General features: G+C 65.1%; 21 protein-coding genes. 13 read left to right on the top strand and 8 right to left on the bottom strand.

What is annotated here, in order from left to right:
- Window positions 1-67 precede the first annotated feature (67 nt).
- Window positions 68-367, bottom strand: coding sequence for an SEL1-like repeat protein (locus AC1DQQ_RS11360; RefSeq protein WP_478033197.1), 300 nt, complete (start codon window positions 365-367; stop codon window positions 68-70).
- 311 nt (window positions 368-678) lie between these two features.
- Window positions 679-1515, bottom strand: coding sequence for a pantoate--beta-alanine ligase (panC, locus tag AC1DQQ_RS11355; protein WP_478045212.1), 837 nt, complete (start codon window positions 1513-1515; stop codon window positions 679-681).
- Between the two features lie 98 nt (window positions 1516-1613).
- On the opposite strand from panC, the gene AC1DQQ_RS11350 reads away from it, so the two are divergent.
- The 4 genes from AC1DQQ_RS11350 to AC1DQQ_RS11335 all read left to right on the top strand — a co-directional run bounded on the left by AC1DQQ_RS11350 (window position 1614) and on the right by AC1DQQ_RS11335 (window position 4971).
- Window positions 1614-2381, top strand: coding sequence for a division plane positioning ATPase MipZ (locus tag AC1DQQ_RS11350; protein WP_478045286.1), 768 nt, complete (start codon window positions 1614-1616; stop codon window positions 2379-2381).
- A 2-nt stretch (window positions 2382-2383) separates the two neighbouring features.
- The gene (locus tag AC1DQQ_RS11345) at window positions 2384-2677 is read left to right on the top strand and encodes a J domain-containing protein (protein ID WP_478031355.1); all 294 of its coding nucleotides are present in this window, start codon (window positions 2384-2386) and stop codon (window positions 2675-2677) included.
- Between the two features lie 52 nt (window positions 2678-2729).
- Window positions 2730-4112, top strand: a complete 1383-nt coding sequence (pgmG, locus tag AC1DQQ_RS11340; RefSeq protein WP_478031354.1) for a phosphoglucomutase/phosphomannomutase PgmG — start codon at window positions 2730-2732, stop codon at window positions 4110-4112.
- A gap of 103 nt (window positions 4113-4215) precedes the next feature.
- A complete protein-coding gene (locus AC1DQQ_RS11335) occupies window positions 4216-4971 on the top strand; it encodes an exonuclease domain-containing protein (protein ID WP_478045211.1) in 756 nt (251 codons plus the stop codon).
- Between the two features lie 3 nt (window positions 4972-4974).
- Here AC1DQQ_RS11335 and glmM read toward each other — a convergent pair whose 3' ends face one another.
- Window positions 4975-6315 carry a phosphoglucosamine mutase gene (gene glmM / locus AC1DQQ_RS11330; RefSeq protein WP_478045210.1) on the bottom strand — a complete coding sequence of 447 codons (1341 nt, stop codon included), beginning with the start codon at window positions 6313-6315 and terminating at the stop codon, window positions 4975-4977.
- 69 nt (window positions 6316-6384) lie between these two features.
- Here glmM and AC1DQQ_RS11325 point away from each other — a divergent pair, with 69 nt between their 5' ends.
- Window positions 6385-7662, top strand: coding sequence for a dicarboxylate/amino acid:cation symporter (locus tag AC1DQQ_RS11325; protein WP_478045209.1), 1278 nt, complete (start codon window positions 6385-6387; stop codon window positions 7660-7662).
- A 166-nt stretch (window positions 7663-7828) separates the two neighbouring features.
- Here the strand turns inward: AC1DQQ_RS11325 and AC1DQQ_RS11320 are convergent, their stop codons facing one another.
- Both AC1DQQ_RS11320 and AC1DQQ_RS11315 read right to left on the bottom strand, forming a co-directional pair.
- The gene (locus AC1DQQ_RS11320) at window positions 7829-8527 is read right to left on the bottom strand and encodes an NnrU family protein (RefSeq protein WP_478045207.1); all 699 of its coding nucleotides are present in this window, start codon (window positions 8525-8527) and stop codon (window positions 7829-7831) included.
- Window positions 8528-8569: 42 nt separating this feature from the next.
- A complete protein-coding gene (locus AC1DQQ_RS11315; protein WP_478045206.1) occupies window positions 8570-10381 on the bottom strand; it encodes a peptide MFS transporter in 1812 nt (603 codons plus the stop codon).
- A gap of 149 nt (window positions 10382-10530) precedes the next feature.
- Between AC1DQQ_RS11315 and AC1DQQ_RS11310 the strand changes: the two genes are divergently transcribed.
- From AC1DQQ_RS11310 to AC1DQQ_RS11290, 5 genes are all read left to right on the top strand, one after another.
- Entirely contained in the window at window positions 10531-11109 is a 579-nt protein-coding gene (locus AC1DQQ_RS11310; protein ID WP_478045285.1) for a nitroreductase family protein, read from the top strand.
- Window positions 11110-11148: 39 nt separating this feature from the next.
- Window positions 11149-11502 (top strand): GntR family transcriptional regulator, encoded by a 354-nt coding sequence (locus tag AC1DQQ_RS11305; RefSeq protein WP_066805059.1) that lies wholly within the window; start codon window positions 11149-11151, stop codon window positions 11500-11502.
- Between the two features lie 59 nt (window positions 11503-11561).
- Window positions 11562-12122, top strand: a complete 561-nt coding sequence (locus AC1DQQ_RS11300; protein WP_478045204.1) for a hypothetical protein — start codon at window positions 11562-11564, stop codon at window positions 12120-12122.
- Between the two features lie 231 nt (window positions 12123-12353).
- Window positions 12354-12995, top strand: a complete 642-nt coding sequence (locus tag AC1DQQ_RS11295; RefSeq protein ID WP_478031346.1) for a DUF433 domain-containing protein — start codon at window positions 12354-12356, stop codon at window positions 12993-12995.
- A complete protein-coding gene (locus AC1DQQ_RS11290; RefSeq protein WP_478031344.1) occupies window positions 12995-13384 on the top strand; it encodes a DUF5615 family PIN-like protein in 390 nt (129 codons plus the stop codon). Before AC1DQQ_RS11295 ends, AC1DQQ_RS11290 begins: the two co-directional genes overlap by 1 nt.
- Before the next feature lie 78 nt (window positions 13385-13462).
- Here the strand turns inward: AC1DQQ_RS11290 and AC1DQQ_RS11285 are convergent, their stop codons facing one another.
- On the bottom strand, window positions 13463-13897 hold the full coding sequence (locus AC1DQQ_RS11285; protein WP_478031342.1) for a hypothetical protein: 435 nt from the start codon (window positions 13895-13897) through the stop codon (window positions 13463-13465).
- Between the two features lie 322 nt (window positions 13898-14219).
- Here AC1DQQ_RS11285 and AC1DQQ_RS11280 point away from each other — a divergent pair, with 322 nt between their 5' ends.
- Window positions 14220-15779, top strand: a complete 1560-nt coding sequence (locus AC1DQQ_RS11280; protein ID WP_478045203.1) for a hypothetical protein — start codon at window positions 14220-14222, stop codon at window positions 15777-15779.
- 10 nt (window positions 15780-15789) lie between these two features.
- On the opposite strand, the gene AC1DQQ_RS11275 is transcribed toward AC1DQQ_RS11280, so the two are convergent.
- Entirely contained in the window at window positions 15790-16608 is an 819-nt protein-coding gene (locus AC1DQQ_RS11275) for an arylamine N-acetyltransferase family protein (protein ID WP_478045201.1), read from the bottom strand.
- On the bottom strand, window positions 16605-18323 hold the full coding sequence (locus AC1DQQ_RS11270) for an acyl-CoA dehydrogenase (RefSeq protein WP_478045200.1): 1719 nt from the start codon (window positions 18321-18323) through the stop codon (window positions 16605-16607). Before AC1DQQ_RS11270 ends, AC1DQQ_RS11275 begins: the two co-directional genes overlap by 4 nt.
- Before the next feature lie 41 nt (window positions 18324-18364).
- Here AC1DQQ_RS11270 and AC1DQQ_RS11265 point away from each other — a divergent pair, with 41 nt between their 5' ends.
- Together AC1DQQ_RS11265 and aqpZ are read left to right on the top strand one after the other, a co-directional pair.
- Entirely contained in the window at window positions 18365-19342 is a 978-nt protein-coding gene (locus AC1DQQ_RS11265; protein WP_478031335.1) for an L-threonylcarbamoyladenylate synthase, read from the top strand.
- Between the two features lie 111 nt (window positions 19343-19453).
- On the top strand, window positions 19454-20179 hold the full coding sequence (gene aqpZ / locus AC1DQQ_RS11260; RefSeq protein ID WP_478045198.1) for an aquaporin Z: 726 nt from the start codon (window positions 19454-19456) through the stop codon (window positions 20177-20179).
- Window positions 20180-20340: the final 161 nt, after the last annotated feature.

Here is a 20340-nt window from a genome sequence, read left to right as displayed (position 1 = left end):
CGAAAGCTGGGGTCTCAATGAAGGAAATACTGCCAGAGATTCCAGCTTTCGCTGGGATGACGGCGTGTCAGGCCGCGCGGCTGCTCGTTTCGTTCAACCACGACCTGGCGCGCGTCTGCGCTTCCGCGATTTCGCGTGCGGTCATTTCATCGGCCACTTCGGCGCGGCAATAGCGCGCGCCTTCATGGCCGCCGCGCGACGCAGCGAGGTTGAACCATTTGTGCGCCTCGACCAGATCGAGATCGACGCCGTTCGCGCCGGTCGAATAATCGACCCCGAGATCGTAGCACGCATTCCAATCGCCCCGCGCGGCATCGCTCAGCCGGCTTTCGATCAGGAACTGCGCATTCTTCAGGCTGCTGCCCATCGTCGCCACCCCTTTATCCCTTTGGCCGGGCTACCTTGGGGGGCGAGCGGTCAACAAATGGTTAACGCGATTTAACCACGAAATTCAGGGCGCTGTTTGGTTCGGCTATGCCGAACGTACGGCACCGGCCCCGCATCAGGTGGACAGCGCCCCGCGCTGTCCAGGTCATGCCGGGGGCATGACCGTCCCTATGCGCCCACCCGACCGCCCATAGAATACGCTGCTGGGCGGTCGGGCGGTGAGCGGGCGGAGCAGCCCAAGGTTCCAGCGATGCGCAGCATCGTTGGAATGGCTGCGGAGGGCGGTGCCGATCACAAAGAAGCAGATACACCGAGATTGTCGATCAGCCGGGTCGTGCCGAGTCGCGCGGCGGCGAGTAGACGGCGAGATTTTCCCGGTTGCGGCTCCCCCAGGGTCGCCGCATCGACCAGCGAAACATAGTCCGTCACGAATCCGGCATCGGCCAATGACGCCATCGCGGCATCGATCGCGCCCGGCTCCCCCGCCTCGATCGCGCGCTTCGCCTCGGCCAGCGCCTTGGGCAGCGCCACGGCTCGCGCGCGCTCGTCGGGCGAGAGGTAGATGTTGCGCGACGACAAAGCGAGCCCGTCCGCCTCGCGCACCGTCGGCACGCCGACGATCTCCAGCTCCATATCGAGATCGGCGACCATGCGGCGGATCACCGCGAGTTGCTGAAAATCCTTCTCGCCGAAAAACGCGGTATCGGGACTCACCTGGTTGAACAATTTGGCGACTACCGTGGCGACGCCGTCGAAATGGCCGGGCCGCGCGGCGCCGTCGAGCCCGTCGCTCACGCCCGACACCGACACGTTGGTGGCGAACCCCACCGGGTACATGTCGTCTACCCCCGGCATCCACAACATGTCGCAGCCATGGGCAACCAGCAACGCCTTGTCGGCTTCCGCCGGGCGCGGATAGCGCGACAGATCCTCGTTCGGACCGAATTGCTTGGGATTGACGAAGATCGACGCGACGACTTTCGCGCCCGTCGCCCGCGCGGCGTCGACCAGCGCCATATGCCCGGGATGGAGCGCTCCCATTGTCGGCACGAGCGCGACGCGTGCGCCATCGCTGCGCAGCTCGGCGGTCGCGCGTCTCAAATCGGGCAGATGATGGACAATTTGCATGGGACTTGTCGCTTCGATAGACGAGGGTTCGCCTGTAAAAGGCGCGGGGCATCTCAGGCAACCAGGGTCTTTACGTGGCGGACGCCAGCAAACCACATATGATCGTCTTCGCCAACGAAAAGGGCGGGACCGGCAAGTCGACCACCGCGGTCCATGTCGCGATCGCGCTGCAGGCGCGCGGCGCGCGCGTCGCGGCGTTCGACCTCGACCATCGCCAGCGCACCATGGCGCGCTATTTCGAGAATCGCGTCGCCACCGCCAAGCGCACCAGCCGCGAGCTGCCGACGCCCGCCTTCGCCGCGCATGACGGCGAGAGCCTGGAATATTTCGACGATACGCTCGACCGGCTGTGCAGCGACGCCGATTTCATCGTGATCGACACGCCCGGCCGCGACGACCGGTTCGGGCGGCTGGCGGCGAGCCGTGCCGATACGTTGGTCACGCCGATGAACGACAGCTTCGTCGATTTCGATCTGATCGGGCAGGTCGATCCCGACACCTACAAGGTCACCCGCCCGAGCTTCTACGCCGAACTGATCTGGGACGCGCGCAAGGCCCGGGCCAAGGCCGATGGCGTGGCGATCGACTGGGTCGTGTTGCGCAACCGCCTCCAGCATATCGAGGCTCGCAACATGCGCCGCGTGTCCGACGCGCTCGACCAGCTCGCCAAGCGCGTCGGATTCCGGATCATCCCGGGCCTCGGCGAACGCGTCATCTATCGCGAATTGTTTCCCAAGGGGCTGACGATGATCGACAGCCGCGATTTCGGCGAAATGGGCATGGCGCATGTCGCCGCGCGGCAGGAGCTGCGCGAGATGATGGCGGCACTGGCGCTGCCCGAGCCGGTCCTGCCGCTCTTCGCCTGACGATGGCCAAGCTCCTCCTCGCACTGGCGGTTGCCTGGTTCGGCTGGTGGCTGTGGCAAGGACCCAAGAAGGTCTGGACCGACGGCCGCCGCAAACCGCAACGCAGCGAGGATGAGATCAGCGCGCTGGCCGTGCTGGGGCTCGATCCCGGCGCCAGCCGCGACGAGATCCGCGTCGCGCACCGCCGCCTGTTGCGCAACGTCCATCCCGATCATGGCGGCACCGATGAGCTCGCTCGTCGCGTAAATGAGGCGCGCGACATCTTGTTGAAGCCGAGGATTGAGCCGAGGGATTGAACTTTTTCCCTGCTCGGCGGATTGGGCGCGCATCAACCTGACGGGAGCCCCCATGACCCACCGTTTCGATCCTACATCCCTGCGCGAATACGATATCCGCGGAGTCGTCGGCAAAACCCTGTCGACCGACGATGCTCGCGCGATCGGTCGCACCTTCGGCACGATCGTGCGCCGCGCCGGCGGCACCCGCGTCGCGGTGGGACGCGACGGCCGTATTTCATCGCCGGCGATGGAGGCGACATTGGTCGAAGGGTTGCTCGCGTCGGGGGTGAGCGTGATCCGCACCGGCATGGGACCGACCCCGCAGCTTTACTGGGCCGAGGCCGAGCTGGAAGTCGATGGCGGCATCCAGATCACCGGCAGCCACAACCCGGCCGAGTATAACGGCTTCAAGATGGTGCTGCAGCATCGTCCGTTCTTCGGCGAGGACATCCAGAAACTCGGCCGGATGGCGGCCGAGGGTGATTGGGAGGAAGGCGAGGGCGAAGTTTCCGACGTCGATATCGTCGACGATTATGTCGGCCGGCTGATGGCCGGCTATTCGGGCGGCGCCTATCGGATCGGCTGGGACGCCGGCAATGGCGCCGCGGGTCCGGTGATCGAGAAGCTGACCAAATTGCTGCCGGGCGAGCATCATTTGCTGTTCACCGAGGTCGACGGCAATTTCCCCAATCATCATCCCGATCCGACCGAGGAAAAGAACCTGGCCCAGCTCAAGGCGCTGGTGGCGGAGAAGGGACTCGATTTCGGCGTGGCGTTCGACGGCGACGGCGACCGGATCGGCGCGATCGACGGGAAGGGCCGGGTGATCTGGGGCGACCAGATATTGTCGATCCTGGCCGAGCCGGTGCTGCGGGAATTGCCTGGCGCGACGATCATCGCCGACGTCAAGGCGAGCCAGGCGCTGTACGACCGCATCGCCGAGCTGGGCGGGCAGCCGTTGATGTGGAAGACCGGGCACAGCCTGATCAAGACCAAGATGAAGGAGACGCACGCGCCGCTCGCCGGCGAGATGTCGGGCCACATCTTCTTCGCGCACGAATTCTACGGTTTCGACGATGCGCAATATGCCGCGGTCCGGCTGATCCGCGCGGTCCACATGATCGGCAAGTCGATGAACGAGATCAAGGACGCCATGCCGGTGATGGTCAACACGCCCGAAATGCGCTTTCAGGTCGACGAAAGCCGCAAGTTCGCGGTGATCGACGAAGTGCTCGACCGGCTCGAAACCGACGGCGCCGACGTCAACCGCACCGACGGCGCGCGGGTCAACACGCCCGACGGCTGGTGGCTGCTCCGCGCGTCGAACACCCAGGACGTGCTGGTCGCGCGCGCCGAGGCGAAGGATCAGCCCGCGCTCGACCGCCTGCTCGCGCAGATCGACGCGCAGCTGGCGGCAAGCGGGCTCGAGCGCGGGCCGCAAGCGGGGCATTGAGTCTCCCGGCAGACTTCACATCGTCATCCCCGCGCACGCGGGGATGACGGTTGGAAAGTGGCCCTAGGTGGCTTTTCCCGGCCAAAGCCCCCATCTAGCCCGAATGGCGCCCCCCTCGATCATCCGTGTCATCGACCTCGAAACCACCGGCGACGCGCCGCCGCAGCATGGCGTGCTGGAAGTGGGTTGGCAGGACGTCGCGCTCGGCGCGGACGGGCGCTGGGAAATATACGGCGAAGGCGGCAGCCGGATGGTCAATCCCGGCCGCCCGATCCCGCCGATCACCCAGGCGATCCACCATATCCTCGACGAACAGGTGGCCGACGCGCCTTATTGGATCGATGTCGCGCGTCCGGTGCTCGATCCCTATCCGCGCCGCATCGCGCTCGCCGCGCATCGCGCCGATTTCGAGGAGCAATTCTGCACCCCGACGCTGACTCACGGCGCCGACTGGATCTGCACCTGGAAATGCGCGCTCAGGCTGTGGCCCGATAGCCCGAGCTTCTCCAACCAGGTGCTACGCTATTGGCGCAAGCCCGAGGGGCTCGAGCATGAGCGCGGCCTGCCCGCGCACCGCGCCTTTCCCGACGCCTATGTCACCGCGCACCATCTGCGCGACATGCTCAACGAGGCGTCGGTCGCGCAATTGATCGAATGGTCGAACCAGCCCGGCCTGCTACCGCGCGTGCGCTATGGCCCGGATCGCGGCAAGGAATGGAGCGAGATCGCCGAGGACAGCCTGGCCGGCTTCCTGACCGACCGCGACCCCGATGTGCGCTTCACCGCCGAGACCGAACTCGCGCGGCGGCGCGGCGGCGGCGCGGTCGGGCGCGCCAATCTGCAGGGCCTGTTGCTGTAGAGATTACCCTGCCGCGGTCTTAACCGCCTCGCAAATCCGGTCGACCACCGCCTCGACCTGAGCGGCATCCTCGCCCTCGGCCATCACCCGGATCACCGGCTCGGTGCCCGACGGGCGAATCACCAGCCGGCCCTTGCCCTCGAGTTCGCCCTCGGCATCGGCAATCACTGCCTTGACCCCGGCATCGTCGAGCGGCTTGCCGCCCTTGAAGCGCACGTTCTTGAGCAATTGCGGCAGCGGATCGAAGCGATGGAGCAATTCGCTCGCCGGAATCCCCGAGCGGACCAGTTCGGCGAGGATCTGCAGCGCCGCGACCAACCCATCGCCGGTGGTGGCGTAATCCGACAGGATGATGTGCCCCGATTGCTCGCCGCCGACATTGTATCCCTGGCCACGCATCGCCTCGAGCACGTAGCGGTCGCCGACCGCGGTGCGGATCAGCTTGATCCCCTGCGCGCTGAGATGGCGTTCGAGCCCCAGGTTGGACATCACCGTCGCGACCAGCCCGCCATTGCGGAGATTGCCCGCCCGCGCCCAGCCGGTCGCGATCACCGCCATCAGCTGGTCGCCGTCGATCACGCGGCCATTCTCGTCGACGACGATCAGACGGTCGGCGTCGCCGTCGAGCGCGATGCCGATATGCGCGCCGCTGGCGACCACCGTCTCGCACAAGGTCTCCGGCGCGGTCGATCCGACCTGATCGTTGATATTCTTGCCGTTGGGCGTGACGCCAATCGCGATGACCTCGGCGCCCAATTCCCACAAGGCCGAAGGCGCGACCTGATAGGCGGCGCCATTGGCGCAATCGACCACGATCTTGAGTCCGTCGAGCGTCAGATCGTCGGGGAAAGTCGCCTTGGCGAAATGGATATAGCGCCCGCGCGCATCCTCGACCCGGCGCGCGCGGCCGATATCGGGCGCATCGGCCAATGCGACGTCGCCGTCGATCAGCGCCTCGATCGCCGTCTCGTCGGCATCGCTCAATTTATAGCCGTCCGGACCGAACAATTTGATGCCGTTATCGGCGTAAGGGTTGTGGCTGGCCGAGATCATCACGCCCAGATCGGCGCGCATCGACTTGGTCAGCATGCCGATCGCCGGGGTCGGCAGCGGCCCGAACAAAGTCACGTCCATGCCGACGCTGGTAAACCCGGCGACCAGCGCGTTTTCGAGCATATAGCCCGACAGCCGCGTGTCCTTGCCGATCACCACGCGGTGCTTGTGGTCGCCGCGAACGAAATGCGCGCCAGCCGCCATGCCGACCTTCATCGCCATCTCCGCGGTCATCGGCTGCATGTTGGTCAGGCCGCGAATACCGTCCGTACCGAAATATTTTCTTGCCATTCTGCCCGTTTCCGTCCGCTATCCCGCGCCAAGGCCGCCTCTTAGCGCGGCAAACGAAGAAGGGCGAGCATGAGCCAAGCATTGAGGATCCTGATCTCGCTGGTGGCGGGCTTGGCGCTGGGTATCGCGCTCGCCAATTGGGCGCCCGACGCCGGCGGCTGGGTCCTGGTCTTCACCAAGCGGATCGGCGGCGCCTGGCTGCACGGGCTGCAGATGGTGATCGTGCCGCTGGTCGTGGCGCTGCTGGTGATCGGCATCGCCGCCTCGGCCGAAGCGGCGCGCGCCGGCAAGATCGCCGGGCGCGCGCTGATCTTCTTCGTCGTCATCCTGTGGTTCAACACGATCATGTCGGCGCTGCTCACGCCATTGCTGCTTAAGCTGTTCCCGCTCCGCCCCGATTGGGCAATGGCGCTCAGGGCCTCGCTGTCGAGCGCCAAGACCGCCGGCCAGGTGCCGACGCTGGGCGATTTCTTCGACAAGATCGTGCCGACCAACATCATCGACGCCGCCGCGACCGACGCTTTCCTGCCGCTGACCGTGTTCGCGATGGTGTTCGCCTTCGCCATCACCCGGTTGCAGCCCGATCGCCGCAAGCTGATGGTCGATCTGTTCCAGGCGATCGCCGACGCGATGATCGTGGTGATCGGCTGGGTGCTGGTGCTCGCCCCGCTCGGCGTGTTCTGCCTGGCGTTCGGAGTGGGCATGGAAACCGGCGCAGCCGCGTTCGGCGCGCTGGCGCATTATGTCGCGATCGTCTCGACGCTCGGTATCCTGGTGCTGCTGTCGGCCTATCCGATCGCGGCGATCGGTGCGCGCATAAGCATCGGGCGCTTCGCCCGCGCCGTCCTGCCGAGCCAGATCGTCGCGATCAGCACCTCGTCCTCGCTCGCCTCGCTCCCGACCATGCTCCGCTCGAGCGAGGCGATCGGCGCCCCGGCGCGGGTGTCGGGCATCGTCCTGCCGATCGCGGTCGCGGTGTTCCGCGCGACCAGCCCGGCGATGAACCTGGCGGTCGCGCTCTATGTCGCGCATCTGACCGGCACGCCAATCGGCCCCGGCCAGCTCGCCGCCGGCGTCGTCACCGCGGCGATCACGACGATGGGGTCAGTATCGCTGCCGGGCACGATCAGCTTCTTCGCCTCGGTCGCGCCGGTAGCGGTGGCGATGGGCGTGCCGCTCGAGGCGCTGGGGCTGCTGGTCGCGGTCGAGACGGTGCCTGACTTGTTCCGGACGCTGGGGAACGTGACGATGGATGTAGCGGTCACCGGCACGATCGCGGTGCGGAGTGGGATTACGACGGAAGGTGAGGGCGAGACCGATCGGATGGTTGAGCAGCTGCCTGGGTGATCTTGGCTACACTCCTTCTCCCCTTGTGGGAGAAGGAGAGAGGCGCGAAGCGCCGGAAGGATGAGGGGGAGTCGGCGAACCCTTGGAGTCCCCCTCACCCTTCCCACTCGGCTACGCCGAGCGGGCCCCTTCCCTCTCCCACAAGGGGAGAGGGAAACTCGGACCCCTACCCCCCGATCCAGCGCCAAATCCCCGCCGGCATGCCCGCCAGCGGCAAATGCGCCCAGGTCGCGGCGAGCCACAAGGCGATCCCGCCCACGGCCGGCACGATCCCGGCCGGCGTGAACTTGACGCGCCCGCTGAGGATCGCCCCGAGCGGCCAATAGCTGGTATGCGCTTCCCATGCCCGCCACGTTTCGGGCTGGAGCTTTTCCTTCTTCCTGTCCTGGAGCGCGGCGCCGACCAAAGCGAGGAAGATGATCGTCTTCGCCAGCACGATATTCGCCGGCGTCGGCGCGACCAGGATATGCGCCACGCCCCACAGCGTGAAGCTCCACATCATCGGATGCCGCGTCACGCTGAACACGCCGCGCGGTTCGGGCAGCGCGCTCGCCGCACGCGGCGGTCCGGGCAGCGCCGGATTGCCGAGCAGCGACCCCACGAACATGATGCTCGCGAAGAACATGATCACCGTGCTCAGGATCCACAGCCCGTCGCCGACCGCCCAGAACGACGCCTCGGGCGGCACCGCGCGGAACGCGAGCGCGAGCCAGCCGAACGTCGCCAGCGCGACCAGCGAATAGACGCCCTGGAACGGCAGCTCGCCGATCGCGCGCACGATGGTGCCACGCAACGGATGCGACAGCAGGAAATGCGATCCGACGAACGCGACCGCGGCGGCGATTTCCCAGCATAACGGACTCATGGACCCTCTCCCCCGAACCGTTCCGGAAGAGAGCCTAGGCCATCACTGGACCCCGTGCATCCACTTCTTGAGCGGCCAGGCCAGCAGGAGCAGTAGCAGGCCGAGTCCGATCGCCACCAGGGCGATCGTCGTGAAGGTGTGCGTATAGGTATCCAGGCTGACCTTCAAATTGGTCGCTTGCCCGCCAACCGTCTCGACGCTGGCAAATTGCGCGACCAGACCCGCGACATATTGCGCGACGGAGATCGACAGGAACCACACCCCCATCATCAACCCGACGACCCGCGCGATCGACAGCTTGGTGATCATCGACAGCCCGACCGGCGAGATGCAGAGCTCGGCGATCGAATGGATCACGTAGAGCCCGGCAAGCCACCACAACCCGACCTTGAAATTGCTGTCGGCGAAGGTCGATCCCCAGACCAGGAACAGGAAGCCAGCGCCCACGCCCATCAACGCGCCGGCGAACTTGATCGGGATCGAGGGCTCCCAGCCGCGCCGCGCGAGCCAACCCCAAAAGGCGCTCATCACTGGCGCCAGCAGCACGATCGAGATCGGGTTGAAATTCTGCGTCTGCGGCGCCGACATCACCCAGTCGCCGATGATGGTGCGGTCGGTATTGCGGTCGGCGAACAGGGTCAGGCTCGACCCGGCCTGTTCGAACAAGGTCCAGAACACGACGTTGAAGACGATCAGCACCATCGCCGCGACCATCATCTCGCCTTCCTTGCGGCTACCCTTCACGAACGACCAGATGAGGATGCCGGGGACCGAGACGATGAACGTGCCGAACAGCAATTTACCCGTCAGCGGGAGCGACGCGAGATAGCCGATGAAGCCCGAGCCCGCGGCGGGTTCCTCGGCCTGCATCAAATTGACGAACAGGAAATAGACCACCGGCACGGCGACGATCGCGAGCACGTAGATCAGCATCGCCCGGTCGGGACCTTCGCGAGGAGGTGGGTTGCCGTATGCGTCGAGCCGGCCGCCATGATAACTGATCATGAAGAACGAAATCACCATCGCCACGCCGGCGAGGCCGAGCCCGAACGGCCATCCGAAACTGTCGGCGAAGATCGCGCAGAGGAACTGGCCGAGGATCGAGCCGGTGTTGATCCCCATGTAGAAGATCGTGAATCCCGCATCGCGGCGGCGGTCGCCCTGTTCGTAGAGCTCGCCGACCATCGTCGAGATATTGGGCTTGAAGAAACCGTTGCCGACCGAGACCAACGATAGCGCCATCAACAGGATCATCGTCAGGAGCGGGCTGCGCTCGGCTTCCTCGGCATAGCTGCCTTTGGCGATCTTGCGGACCTCGTGCCCGTCTGCGCCGAGCAGCGACAGGCTGCCATCGTCGTTACCCCGCATCGCCAGCTTCTGGCTGCCGTCAATCAGATAGCGCGCCTCTTGCGGGTCGCTGGTCGGCGTGTCGCGGAAATGATCGACGACCACTTCGTACTTCTTGCCGTCAATCACCTGATAGGGCTTGGCCGGCTGACCGCCGAAGGCGAGCGTGAAATAGCCGACCGCCATCATCAGCGCGCCGAAACGAACCGCGCGCTTCGAGCCGAGATATTGGTCGGCAAGCAATCCGCCGACCAGCGGGGTCAGATAGACCAACGCGGTATAGCCGCCATAGAGGCCGGTCGAGGCGCGGTCGCCGAGGATGAAATGCTTGGTGAGATAGAGCGTGAGCAGCGCCCGCATGCCGTAAAAGCCGAACCGCTCCCACATCTCCGTGCCGAACAGCCAATAGAGCGGCTTGGGATGGCCTAACCAGGTTCCCTCCGCCGCTGGATTGGTGTGGGTGATGTCCGGCTCGCGCGGATTGTCCGCGGTCGGGGTGTCCACCATGCATTCGCTCCCTGAATTCTTGCTCCCGCCGTCTCAAAACGCGGCGAGTGGATGAAGCGAGACTAGCGGCAAAGCGAGGCGAGTAAATATACCGACAGCGGGGCACAGACTCCGTTGCCGGTGGTCGTGTGCATTCCTAGATGGCGACGATGTTCAACGACCGCTCCACGCCGCTTTCGCTGCTGTCTACTCGCCGCTCGGGCAAGCCGCGCGACCTTGTCGCGCCGGGCCCCGACGATGCGCAGCTGCAGCAGATCCTGGAGATCGCCGCGCGTACCCCCGACCATGGCAAGCTCGCGCCATGGCGGTTCGTGATCGTCCCCGCCGACAAGCGCGCCGCGCTGGCCGAGACGATCACCAATGCCTATCGCGCCGAGCGGCCGCAAGCGGCGCGGCTGGAGATCGAGGCACTCGAGCAATTCGCGACCCAGGCGCCGACTTTGGTGGTGGTGCTGTCGTCGCCCAAGGTCGACAGCCATATCCCGCTTTGGGAACAGCAATTATCGGCGGGCGCCGCGGGCATGAACCTGCTTCATGCCGCGCACGCTTTGGGGTTTGCCGGGGGCTGGCTGACCGGTTGGGCGGCCTATTCCGACGCGGTGCGCGATGCGTTCGGCGCGGAACCCGAACGGATCGCCGGGTATATCTTCCTGGGAACGCCGGGAAAGCAACTAGAAGAAAGGCCACGCCCCGATCTGCAAAAGATTATTTCAACGTGGCAAGGGTAATTGACTGGACTCTTTTCACCGTTGCTGTATTAATGCACCATGGCACTTAGCAATGATGACAGCCCGGTTTACATCCGGTTGAGGGGCACGATCTCGGCGGCGATTCTGCGGGGCGAATATCGTGCGGGCGACCAATTGCCGTCGGTCCGCGCGCTCGCGGCGGAACATGGCGCCAACCCGTTGACGGTGGCCAAGGCCTATCAAAGTTTCCAGGACGACGGGTATGTCGAGGTGCGGCGCGGCGTCGGCATGTTCGTCCTGCCCGGCGCGGCGGAAAAGCTCCGCATCGCCGAGCGCGATCGCTTCGTGACCCAGCAATGGCCACGCATCGCCGATTATATCGAGCTGCTCGGGCTCGACGCGGCCGATCTGCTCGAGCGCGAAGGCGCCTGAATTTCCGGTGCCATCGATCGCCGCGGCGCACATGCTGCTCCTCTATCGAGGAGATGGTCATGGCCAGATCGACGCTCGCTTTCGCTACCCTGTCGCTCGTCCTGCTCGCCGGCTGCGCACCGCAGACCACGACCGTGACCAATAACGTCACGGTGGAAACGACGACCACCAACACCGACATCGTCGCCTCGGCCACCGACAACGCGATCGCGACTCCCGGCAATTCGGTCGTGCCGGCGGCCGAAGCCCCGTCGCTGGCCGTCTATGCCGGCAAATCGCCGTACGACAAGATTGCCGGCAAGACCTTCACCGAAACCGACGCGGTCAAGGCGGCAATCGCCGGGTCGGGCGCGAACGCCGAGGCGCGCAAATGGCTGGCTGACACTACCGGGCCGGCGAGCCCGATCGTGCTGCAGAACGGCAAGCTGCTGATGAACGAGTGCCAGGAGCACAATTGCAGCGACCATAATTGGACGATCGCGATCGCGCCCGACGGCACCGGTGCGGAAATCTGTTATTACGACATGAAGCTGGGGCCGAAGCCGCAATGGTTCGTCGGCGGCAAGTCGGTGGACCGTCCGGCGGCGGGGGATGAAGGCTGTATCCAGTCGGAGCATTGAGCGACGCTGTCCGGGACGAAGTTGATCGTGCTCCCGCGAAAGCAGGGCGCCCCCCGCTTTGCCATGCTAGGTCATGAACGACGAAGGGGACTGACTGCTAAGCGCCAGAACACCCGTCGCTCAGCGATATCTCTGCCAATCCCAAAAGCCGCCCTTTGAAGGGATCAGGCGGCAACTTCCCATTCAGCACAGGCTGGTATAGCTCTAGCGATCGAGGCGGTGATTTAGGTAATGAGCGAAGCGGACAACATTGTCGGCGCCTTTAGCGAGGAGCAGGCTGCCCGCTTGTCTGGTGTCTCGTTGAACCAGCTGCGCCGGTGGGACGCGGATGAATTCTTTTGTCCAAGTTTCAGCGATGCGAAGGGTGTTCCCTTCGGGCGCATCTACTCGTTTCGGGACATCGTCTCCCTTCGCGTGCTGAACGATCTACGGAACAAGAAGAAAATTTCGCTCTCCCACCTCCGCGAAGTTTCGCGAGAATTGTCGCACCTTGGCGATGAAAAATGGACAGCGACGACTCTCTATGTCCTCGGCCGACGCGTCGTTTTCGACGATCCGCGCACCAACCTTCGTCAGGAAGTAGTGAGCGGCCAGCGGGTTTTCGACATCCCGCTTCGCGTGGTGATCTCCAGCACGCGTCGGGCAGTGCAGGAACTCAATGACCGCAGTGATCGGATTGGCCAAGTTGTTAGGGCGCGATTCATCGCTCAGAACGAGCCCGTGATTGCAGGGACGCGGGTCTCGGTAACCGCCATTCGCGAGTTCGCCGAAGACGGTTACTCGGTCGCTCGGATCATCAAGGAATATCCAGTGCTGACCGAGGCGGACGTCGCCGCTGCACTCACTTACATCTCGGAGCCGGTCGCCGCTTAATGGCGAAGACGACGATCAAACTTAGTTTTTTCCTCGACAATAACGTGCCGGATTCGATCGGCGGCTTCCTGCAGCGTCGCGGGCATAGTGTACAGCGCCAGCGCTTCTCCATTCCAGCGGACTCGCCCGATCCGGTGGTCGCTATGACAGCGCTCAGAGCCGGCCGTATCCTCGTCACGCAGGATAAAGACTTCAACAGCCAGCGCTTCCAACAGGATCGATTCGCATTGCTGAGTCGAATTTCGCTCAGCGGGCCGTCCACGACGTTGTTGCCGGCGTTGAAGGAGCATCTCCACCTCATCGAGTTCCAGTGGGCGCATTGTCAGCAGATTAGGGCGACCAGGATGGTAGCATTCGTGAAGCTGGGGAACGTTCGCTTCAAGTCATAAGGGCGGCCGAAACGATGGTGATGGTGATTTACGCTGACGGATTGCCAACCAGCGTGGGTTTCAGGCTTGCTTTAATGGTCACGTTCCTCCGCCGACTTCCGCTTCGCTCCACCATCTCAACTGGCGCGCTTTACCGCTACTGCGAACAATGGTGTCGAGAGAGACCGCCAGGCGATCGACGCTACTGGCGGTTGAAATGCGCCTGAACAACCGGCGCACATATGGCTTTGAAGGCTCGATAAAGCACAGGAAGCCGTCTCCATACTCTTCGTAATTTCCGCACCCAATCCACAGTGGGAAGGCGTCATGCTTCAGGTCGATGCGCCAGCCCCAGTCCTCGGCGTTGACACTGGCGATTTCGAACCCGCTCCTCGGCAACTCCGCCATTAGGAACTCAGCTAGGCGCTTTCCGAAGCGCCCCGGATTGATCACTTCTTCCTCGTCCGGATAGGCGGGGAATTCAATCGAGCGGAACTCAAGATGCGTTCGCATCGGCAGAGTTGGAGCAGACAATTCTTAATTTCCGCCTGCCACCACGCGCGAACCTCCGGTCGTGAACGCATTCGCGCTAATGACTGCTAACGACCCATCAGTGGACATAGGTCCGGCGGAAAAGCTCCGCATCGCCGAGCGCGACCGCTTGGGGACCTGCCCGAGCGCGAACGCGCCTGAACTTCCGGCCGGATTTGCGGTCATTATCATCGCCCAATGCAGCGCTTTAGGGCGCTTGTCCGCGGCGCGGCCTTCCATCCCAGCTCTTCAAGACGATCCGCCCAAATGCGGACGTTCCGCGATCCGCTTTGACGTGGCGAACGCTGCCGGTAATTAGCTGACCATGGCGGGGCAGGAAACGGGGAGCGGGTCAGCCGCAGCGCTCAAGCCCGACATGACCCTGGTCAGTCGCGCGACGATCGGCATCCTGGTGGCAGTGTTCCTCGTCGCGCTCGTCCGATTTACCGCGCAGGCGTCCATCGCATTCAGTTTTCCCTATGCCTTTGATTACGGCGAAGGCGTGGTCTGGCAGCAGATGCGCAACATCGCGCAGGGCCAGGGCTACCAGCCGATCGGCATCTATCCCGCGATCGCCTATGAATACCCGCCCCTATTCCATCTTTGCGCGGCCGGCGTCGCGCGGATCACCGGGATCGACGAGCTCTACGCCGGGCGGCTCGTCTCGCTGGCGTCGGCGGTCGCATGCGCCATGCTCATCGCCCGGCTTACCGCTTATGCCCTGGCCGGCGAAAACCGGAAGGTGGTCTTCGGCGCCGCGACGATTGCGGGATTAGCGTTCCTCACGCTGCCGGTGGTCGACGAATGGGCGCTGTTGATGCGGATCGATCTGTTGGCCTGCGCCTTGTCGCTCGCGGGCATGCTGCTCGCGATCCACGCCCCTCGGTCGATTGGCGCCTGTGTCGCTGCCGGCCTCATGTTCACCATCGCATTGTACACGCGCCAGACCAGCCTGCCGGCGCCTGCCGGCGCGTTCCTGGTCCTTCTCGCGGTGCGCCCTTCACGGGCCTGGCTGATGGCTGCCGTTTCCATCGGTAGCGGGCTGGCTGCCCTTGCTGCGCTCGAATCCGCTACCCAAGGCGGCTTTCTGCTCAATATCGTTTCGTACAATATCAACCGCATCATCTGGGATCACGCCCTGGCGTTCGGCACCGTGCTGCTGGCCAATATTGCGGTGATCGGGATAGCGGCATTCGGCCTGCTCGACAGTGTTCGCGGCTCGGGCCTACGGCATTGGCGCGATCTCAGGGCGTGGCTCGCCACCGATCTGAAGAACGTGGCGATTTCGGTCGTCGTCGCGACACTGGCCTGCAAGACGGTGATGCTGCCGGCGATCCTGAAATCGGGCGCGAGCGACAATTACCTGATCGATTGGTTTTCCGAACTCGCCATATTGTTCGGCATCGCGATGGTGCCGGTGTTGCGCTCGACATTGCGCTTGCCGGCGAAGCCGAACGTGATCCTGTTGGGGCTGGTCGGCATTATCCTGCCGCTGCAAACCGCCGGAGCCGGGCTTTTGCCCGATCGCGGCGCCGTCAAGATTCAGCAGCAAGCGCTCGATGCGATTGCCGCTCGCATCCGCCAGGCCAAACGGCCGGTGATTTCCGACGATGCCACGCTGCTGATCAGAGCGGGGCAATCGATGCGCTGGGAGCCGTCGATCGTCGCGGAGCTAGGCAGCGCCGGGCGCTATGACGAAGCCAAGTTCGTGACGCTGATCGAACAGCGCAGGTTCGCGTTTTTCGTGACCGATGGCGATCGTGGTGACGTGGTGTTCGATCAACGGTTCAATCCGAAAGTCGTCGAGGCAATCCACCTTGCTTATCCTCGCCGCGAACGGATTGGCGGACGGGTTTTGCATCTGCCACGTGACGACGGCAATTAAGCGCGGCGCGCTAGAACAGCCCCAGCCGCGCGACTTCCTCTTCGCTCAGGTCGATCCCGAACAACATGCTCAGCCGCAGGCGGTAGACGCGCGGGTCGTCGATGACGCCGGTCGTGTCCTCGCCCGCCGAGTGGCGGCGATAGTTGCGATCGGTCAGCGCGGCGAAGCCGTGGGGCAGGACGATGCTGACCACGACGAGGTCGGTGAAGCGCGTGTTCGGCGCGGTTGCGGTCCAGTGGTTGGACATGGCGAGGTCGATCTGCGGCACCTCGTCGAGGGTGAAACTGAATTGCTCGACCCAGCCCTCGCCCGTATCGCGCCCGTCGGTGGTTGCGGGGTTGCCGTCGCGCGACAGCATCCAGCCGCGCTTGTCGTACGTCAGGCGGAACAAGGCGCCGTCGGGCGCGGTCGCTTCCGCCCCATCGATCAGCGGCATGATCGGCGAATAGCTGCCGCCGAAGCCGGCGTCGGCGAGCCAGTCCTGCCCGTCGATCGTCACCAGCAGCACCATGTGCGTGCGTCCGGGCGTCGCGGTGGCGCCGAACCAGACGCGCGCGAGCAGTGGCCGTACGGTGAACCCCAATTCGGTCAGCGCGTCACAGAACAATCGGTTCTGTTCGAAACAATAGCCGCCGCGCCGCCGCGTCACGAGCTTGGCGAACACCGACTCGCTGTCGATCGCGATGCCGCGGCCGAGCCTGATGTCGAGATTCTCGAACGGGATCGCCAGCCGGTGCGCGCGCTGGAGCATGGCCAGACCTTCGAGATCGCGGGCCGGGCGTTCGGCGAGACGGATTCGGTCGAAATAGGCGTCGAGATCGAAGCTCATGCCGCGAACAGCTCCGCAGGTAATTGGTACAGCCCGGCCGCGGGCGCCGTCGCCGCCGCGTGCAACCCCAACGCTTCGGGCACGATCTGCTCGACATAGAAAGCGCAGACCGCGCGCTTCATGCGCAGGAAATCGTCATTGCCATCGGCCGCCGCGCGCCCCTGCCGCTCCATCAGCCAGCCGCACACCGCGACCGACACCATGGTGAGGAACGGATAGCTTGCCGCCAGCCGATCGTCGGCGTCCGCCGTCGCCAGCCGCCGCCCGACCTCGTCACAGGCGTCGATCAGCATGCGCAGCGCCGACTCCTCGGCCTCGGCGCGCATGTCGGCGATCAGCGTCGCGAACGCCGCGCCGTTCGACAGGCTGAGCTTGCGCCCAACCAGATCGGCCGCCTGGATGCCGTTGGTGCCTTCGTAGATCGGGGTGATGCGAGCATCGCGGAAGAACTGCGCCGCGCCGGTCTCCTCGATATAGCCCATGCCGCCATGGACCTGGATGCCGAGCGAGGCGACTTCGTTGCCGAGATCGGTGCCATGCGCCTTGGCCAGCGGAGTCAGGATTTCGAGCCGATCCCTAGCCGCCTCGTCGCCCAGCCCGGCGCGATCGACTTGTGCCGAGGCGAGATAGACCAAGGCGCGTGCCGCCTGGGTCTGCGCCTTCATCCGCATCAGCATGCGGCGAACGTCGGGATGCTCGATGATCGCGACGGGAGTCTTGTCGGCCGAGCCGGCGCGCGCCGACTGGATGCGCTCGCGGGCATAATCGACCGCTTTCTGCGTGGCGGCTTCCGCCACCTGCACGCCTTGCAAGCCGACATTGAGCCGCGCATTGTTCATCATCGTGAACATCGCGCGCATGCCGGCATTCTCCGCACCGATCAGCTCGCCGATGCAGTCATTGTTGTCGCCGAACGAGAGCACACAAGTCGGTGAGGCGTGCAGCCCCATCTTGTGTTCGATCGAGACGACGCGGACATCGTTGAACGCGCCGGGCTTGCCGTCGGCGTCGAGACGATATTTCGGAACTAGAAAAAGCGAGATGCCACGCGTCCCCGCGGGCGCGCCGGGGGTCCGCGCAAGGACGAGGTGGACGATATTGTCGGCCATGTCGTGGTCGCCGAACGAGATGAAGATCTTGGTGCCCGAAATCTTCCATTTGCCGTCGCCCGCCGGCTCGGCGCGGCAGCGCAGCGCACCGACATCGGAGCCGGCCTGGGGCTCGGTCAGGTTCATCGTCCCGGTCCAGGCACCGGTCGCGAGGTGCGGCAGATAGGCCGCCTGCTGCTCGGGCGTGCCGTGGTGGAGCAATGCCTCGATCGCGCCGACGGTCAGGGTCGGGGCGAGCGCGAAGCCCATGTTCGCGGCGCCCAGGGTTTCGAGCACCGCGCTGGCCAGCACGAACGGCAGACCCTGTCCGCCGAAATCGCCGGGCGCGCCGATCGTGCCCCAGCCGCCCTCGACATAAGCGCGATAGGCCTCGGGATAGCCGGCCGGCATCTTGACGCCCTCGGGAGTCCATTTCGGCCCGTCGGTATCGCCTGCCCTCGCCAGCGGCGCCCATTCGCCCGCGGCGAAGGCACCGGCGCCCTCGAGCACCGCGTCGACCAGATCGGGCGTGGCATCGGCGAAGCGCTCGGTCGCGGCGAGATCGGCCAGCTGCGCTACATGGTCGAGCACGAAACGCTGCTCACGAACGGCTGGATTGAAGGGCATTCGGCTTCCTCTCCTGATCCGACGCGCTATAGCCCCCGGCGATGGACGCGCAACTCACCCGCACTTTACCTTACGGAGCCGATTCTGTCGCCGAAGCGGCGGCGCTGATCCGGCAAGGCGCCTGCGTCGCGGTGCCGACCGAAACGGTCTATGGCCTGGCCGCCGACGCGACCAACGCCGCCGCGGTGACCGCGGTCTATGCGGCCAAGGGACGGCCGAGTTTCAATCCGCTGATCGTCCATGTCCCCGATCTCGCCGAGGCGAAGCGGATCGCCGCGTTCGACCGGCGCGCTGATGCGCTGGCCGAGGCGTTCTGGCCGGGGCCGCTGACCCTGGTCCTGCCGCTCAAGCCGTCGGCGCAGATCGCCTCTTTGGTGACCGCGGGACTCGAGACGATCGCGATCCGCGTGCCGCGCCACCGCGCGATGCGCGCCTTGCTCGAAGCGAGCGGGCGGCCGCTCGCCGCGCCCTCGGCCAATGCCTCGGGGTCGATCAGCCCGACCCGCGCCGAGCATGTCGCCGCCAGCCTCGACGGGCGGATCCCGCTGATCCTCGATGACGGGCCGACCAGCCAGGGGATCGAATCGACCATCGTCCGCGAAGTGTTCGGGATGACGCGCATCCTGCGCCATGGGCCGGTGACGATCGACGAGGTGCGCGCGGCGATTACCCGGCCCGGCGTGAAGCTCGATCGCTTCGATACCGGCGAAGATGACGGCCAGCCCGAGCAGATCGAATCGCCAGGCCAGCTGCTCGCGCATTATGCGCCGCGCAAACCCTTGCGGATCGACGCGCCGCGCGGCGCCGAAGACGAATGGATGATCGGATTCGCCGCAACCGGGGGCAACGACAATCTCTCGCCGAGCGGCGATCTGGCCGAGGCAGCGGCCAATCTGTTCGACGCGCTGCACCGCGGCGACGCCTCGTCGCAGCCGAAAATCGCGATCGCGCCCGTCCCCAATGAAGGGATCGGCGTCGCGATCAACGATCGCCTGCGCCGCGCATCGCATCGGGAATGACTGCAAAACAAGCCGTTACGTCTTTACACAGCCGAAACGAGGCTTAGTCTCTCGCCATCGGGCCGTTCCGGCACTCGTTCCGTAAGGCGGCACGACCAAGGAGAGGGGCGTATGACGAACATCCAACGCGGGCTCGCCGAGCTTATCGGCACGTTCTGGCTCGTTTTCGGCGGCTGCGGTGCCGCGGTCCTGGCCTGTAATTTTCCCGCTGCCGGCATCGGTTTTGCCGGAGTCGCCCTGGCGTTCGGCCTGACCGTGCTGACCATGGCCTATACGATCGGACATATATCGGGCTGTCACCTCAACCCCGCGGTCACGCTGGGGCTATGGGCGGGCGGGCGCTTCGCCGGCAAGGACATCCCGCTCTATGTCGTCGCCCAGGTGCTCGGCGCGGTGATCGCCGCCTATCTGCTCTATTTCATCGCCTCGGGGCAGGCTGGCTGGGAGCCAGGCGTCTTTGCCGCCAATGGATTCGGCGAGCATTCGCCAGGAAAATATTCGCTGGTCGCCGCCGTGACGATCGAAATCGTCATGACCTTCATGTTCCTGGTCGTGATCATGGGCGCGACCGATACGCGCGCACCCGCCGGCTTCGCGCCGATCGCGATCGGGCTTGCGCTGACGCTCATTCACCTCGTGTCGATTCCGGTGACCAACACCTCGGTCAATCCGGCGCGCTCGACCGGCCAGGCGCTGGTCGTCGGCGGCTGGGCGATCGAGCAACTCTGGGTGTTCTGGGTCGCACCGTTGATCGGCGGGATTTTGGGCGGTGTGGTTTACAAGGCGCTGGGCGCCGACGCCAAGGCCAGGCCGCCGGTCGAGGGCGAGGCGCTCTAGGTATCTGACCCTCCCCTCCCTGCAAGGGAGGGGATCAAGGGGTGGGTGTAGCGCTGGGCGAGGCTCGATGCCTCGTCCGGCGCTGTTTGGTGATCGGTCGATGGGTCTTTGTGGGCGCGCAGACGCGCGCACCCACCCCCAACCCCTCCCTGCAAGCAGGG

The organism is Sphingomonas sp. P4_G3, assembly GCF_056401105.1.
This window is presented reverse-complemented; position numbering and strand designations above follow the sequence as displayed.

Bases quoted from the DNA above. Each gene is read 5' to 3' on its own strand.
- AC1DQQ_RS11280 (WP_478045203.1), top strand. From the start codon at position 14,220: ATGGCGGGGCAGGAAACGGGGAGCGGGTCAGCCGCAGCGCTCAAGCCC.
- AC1DQQ_RS11310 (WP_478045285.1), top strand. From the start codon at position 10,531: ATGTTCAACGACCGCTCCACGCCGCTTTCGCTGCTGTCTACTCGCCGC.
- AC1DQQ_RS11360 (WP_478033197.1), bottom strand. From the start codon at position 367: ATGGGCAGCAGCCTGAAGAATGCGCAGTTCCTGATCGAAAGCCGGCTG.
- AC1DQQ_RS11350 (WP_478045286.1), top strand. From the start codon at position 1,614: ATGATCGTCTTCGCCAACGAAAAGGGCGGGACCGGCAAGTCGACCACC.
- AC1DQQ_RS11300 (WP_478045204.1), top strand. From the start codon at position 11,562: ATGGCCAGATCGACGCTCGCTTTCGCTACCCTGTCGCTCGTCCTGCTC.
- AC1DQQ_RS11345 (WP_478031355.1), top strand. From the start codon at position 2,384: ATGGCCAAGCTCCTCCTCGCACTGGCGGTTGCCTGGTTCGGCTGGTGG.
- AC1DQQ_RS11270 (WP_478045200.1), bottom strand. From the start codon at position 18,323: ATGCCCTTCAATCCAGCCGTTCGTGAGCAGCGTTTCGTGCTCGACCAT.
- AC1DQQ_RS11335 (WP_478045211.1), top strand. From the start codon at position 4,216: ATGGCGCCCCCCTCGATCATCCGTGTCATCGACCTCGAAACCACCGGC.
- AC1DQQ_RS11265 (WP_478031335.1), top strand. From the start codon at position 18,365: ATGGACGCGCAACTCACCCGCACTTTACCTTACGGAGCCGATTCTGTC.
- AC1DQQ_RS11325 (WP_478045209.1), top strand. From the start codon at position 6,385: ATGAGCCAAGCATTGAGGATCCTGATCTCGCTGGTGGCGGGCTTGGCG.
- AC1DQQ_RS11275 (WP_478045201.1), bottom strand. From the start codon at position 16,608: ATGAGCTTCGATCTCGACGCCTATTTCGACCGAATCCGTCTCGCCGAA.
- AC1DQQ_RS11305 (WP_066805059.1), top strand. From the start codon at position 11,149: ATGGCACTTAGCAATGATGACAGCCCGGTTTACATCCGGTTGAGGGGC.
- AC1DQQ_RS11315 (WP_478045206.1), bottom strand. From the start codon at position 10,381: ATGGTGGACACCCCGACCGCGGACAATCCGCGCGAGCCGGACATCACC.
- aqpZ (WP_478045198.1), top strand. From the start codon at position 19,454: ATGACGAACATCCAACGCGGGCTCGCCGAGCTTATCGGCACGTTCTGG.
- AC1DQQ_RS11295 (WP_478031346.1), top strand. From the start codon at position 12,354: ATGAGCGAAGCGGACAACATTGTCGGCGCCTTTAGCGAGGAGCAGGCT.
- AC1DQQ_RS11320 (WP_478045207.1), bottom strand. From the start codon at position 8,527: ATGAGTCCGTTATGCTGGGAAATCGCCGCCGCGGTCGCGTTCGTCGGA.
- AC1DQQ_RS11290 (WP_478031344.1), top strand. From the start codon at position 12,995: ATGGCGAAGACGACGATCAAACTTAGTTTTTTCCTCGACAATAACGTG.
- panC (WP_478045212.1), bottom strand. From the start codon at position 1,515: ATGCAAATTGTCCATCATCTGCCCGATTTGAGACGCGCGACCGCCGAG.
- glmM (WP_478045210.1), bottom strand. From the start codon at position 6,315: ATGGCAAGAAAATATTTCGGTACGGACGGTATTCGCGGCCTGACCAAC.
- pgmG (WP_478031354.1), top strand. From the start codon at position 2,730: ATGACCCACCGTTTCGATCCTACATCCCTGCGCGAATACGATATCCGC.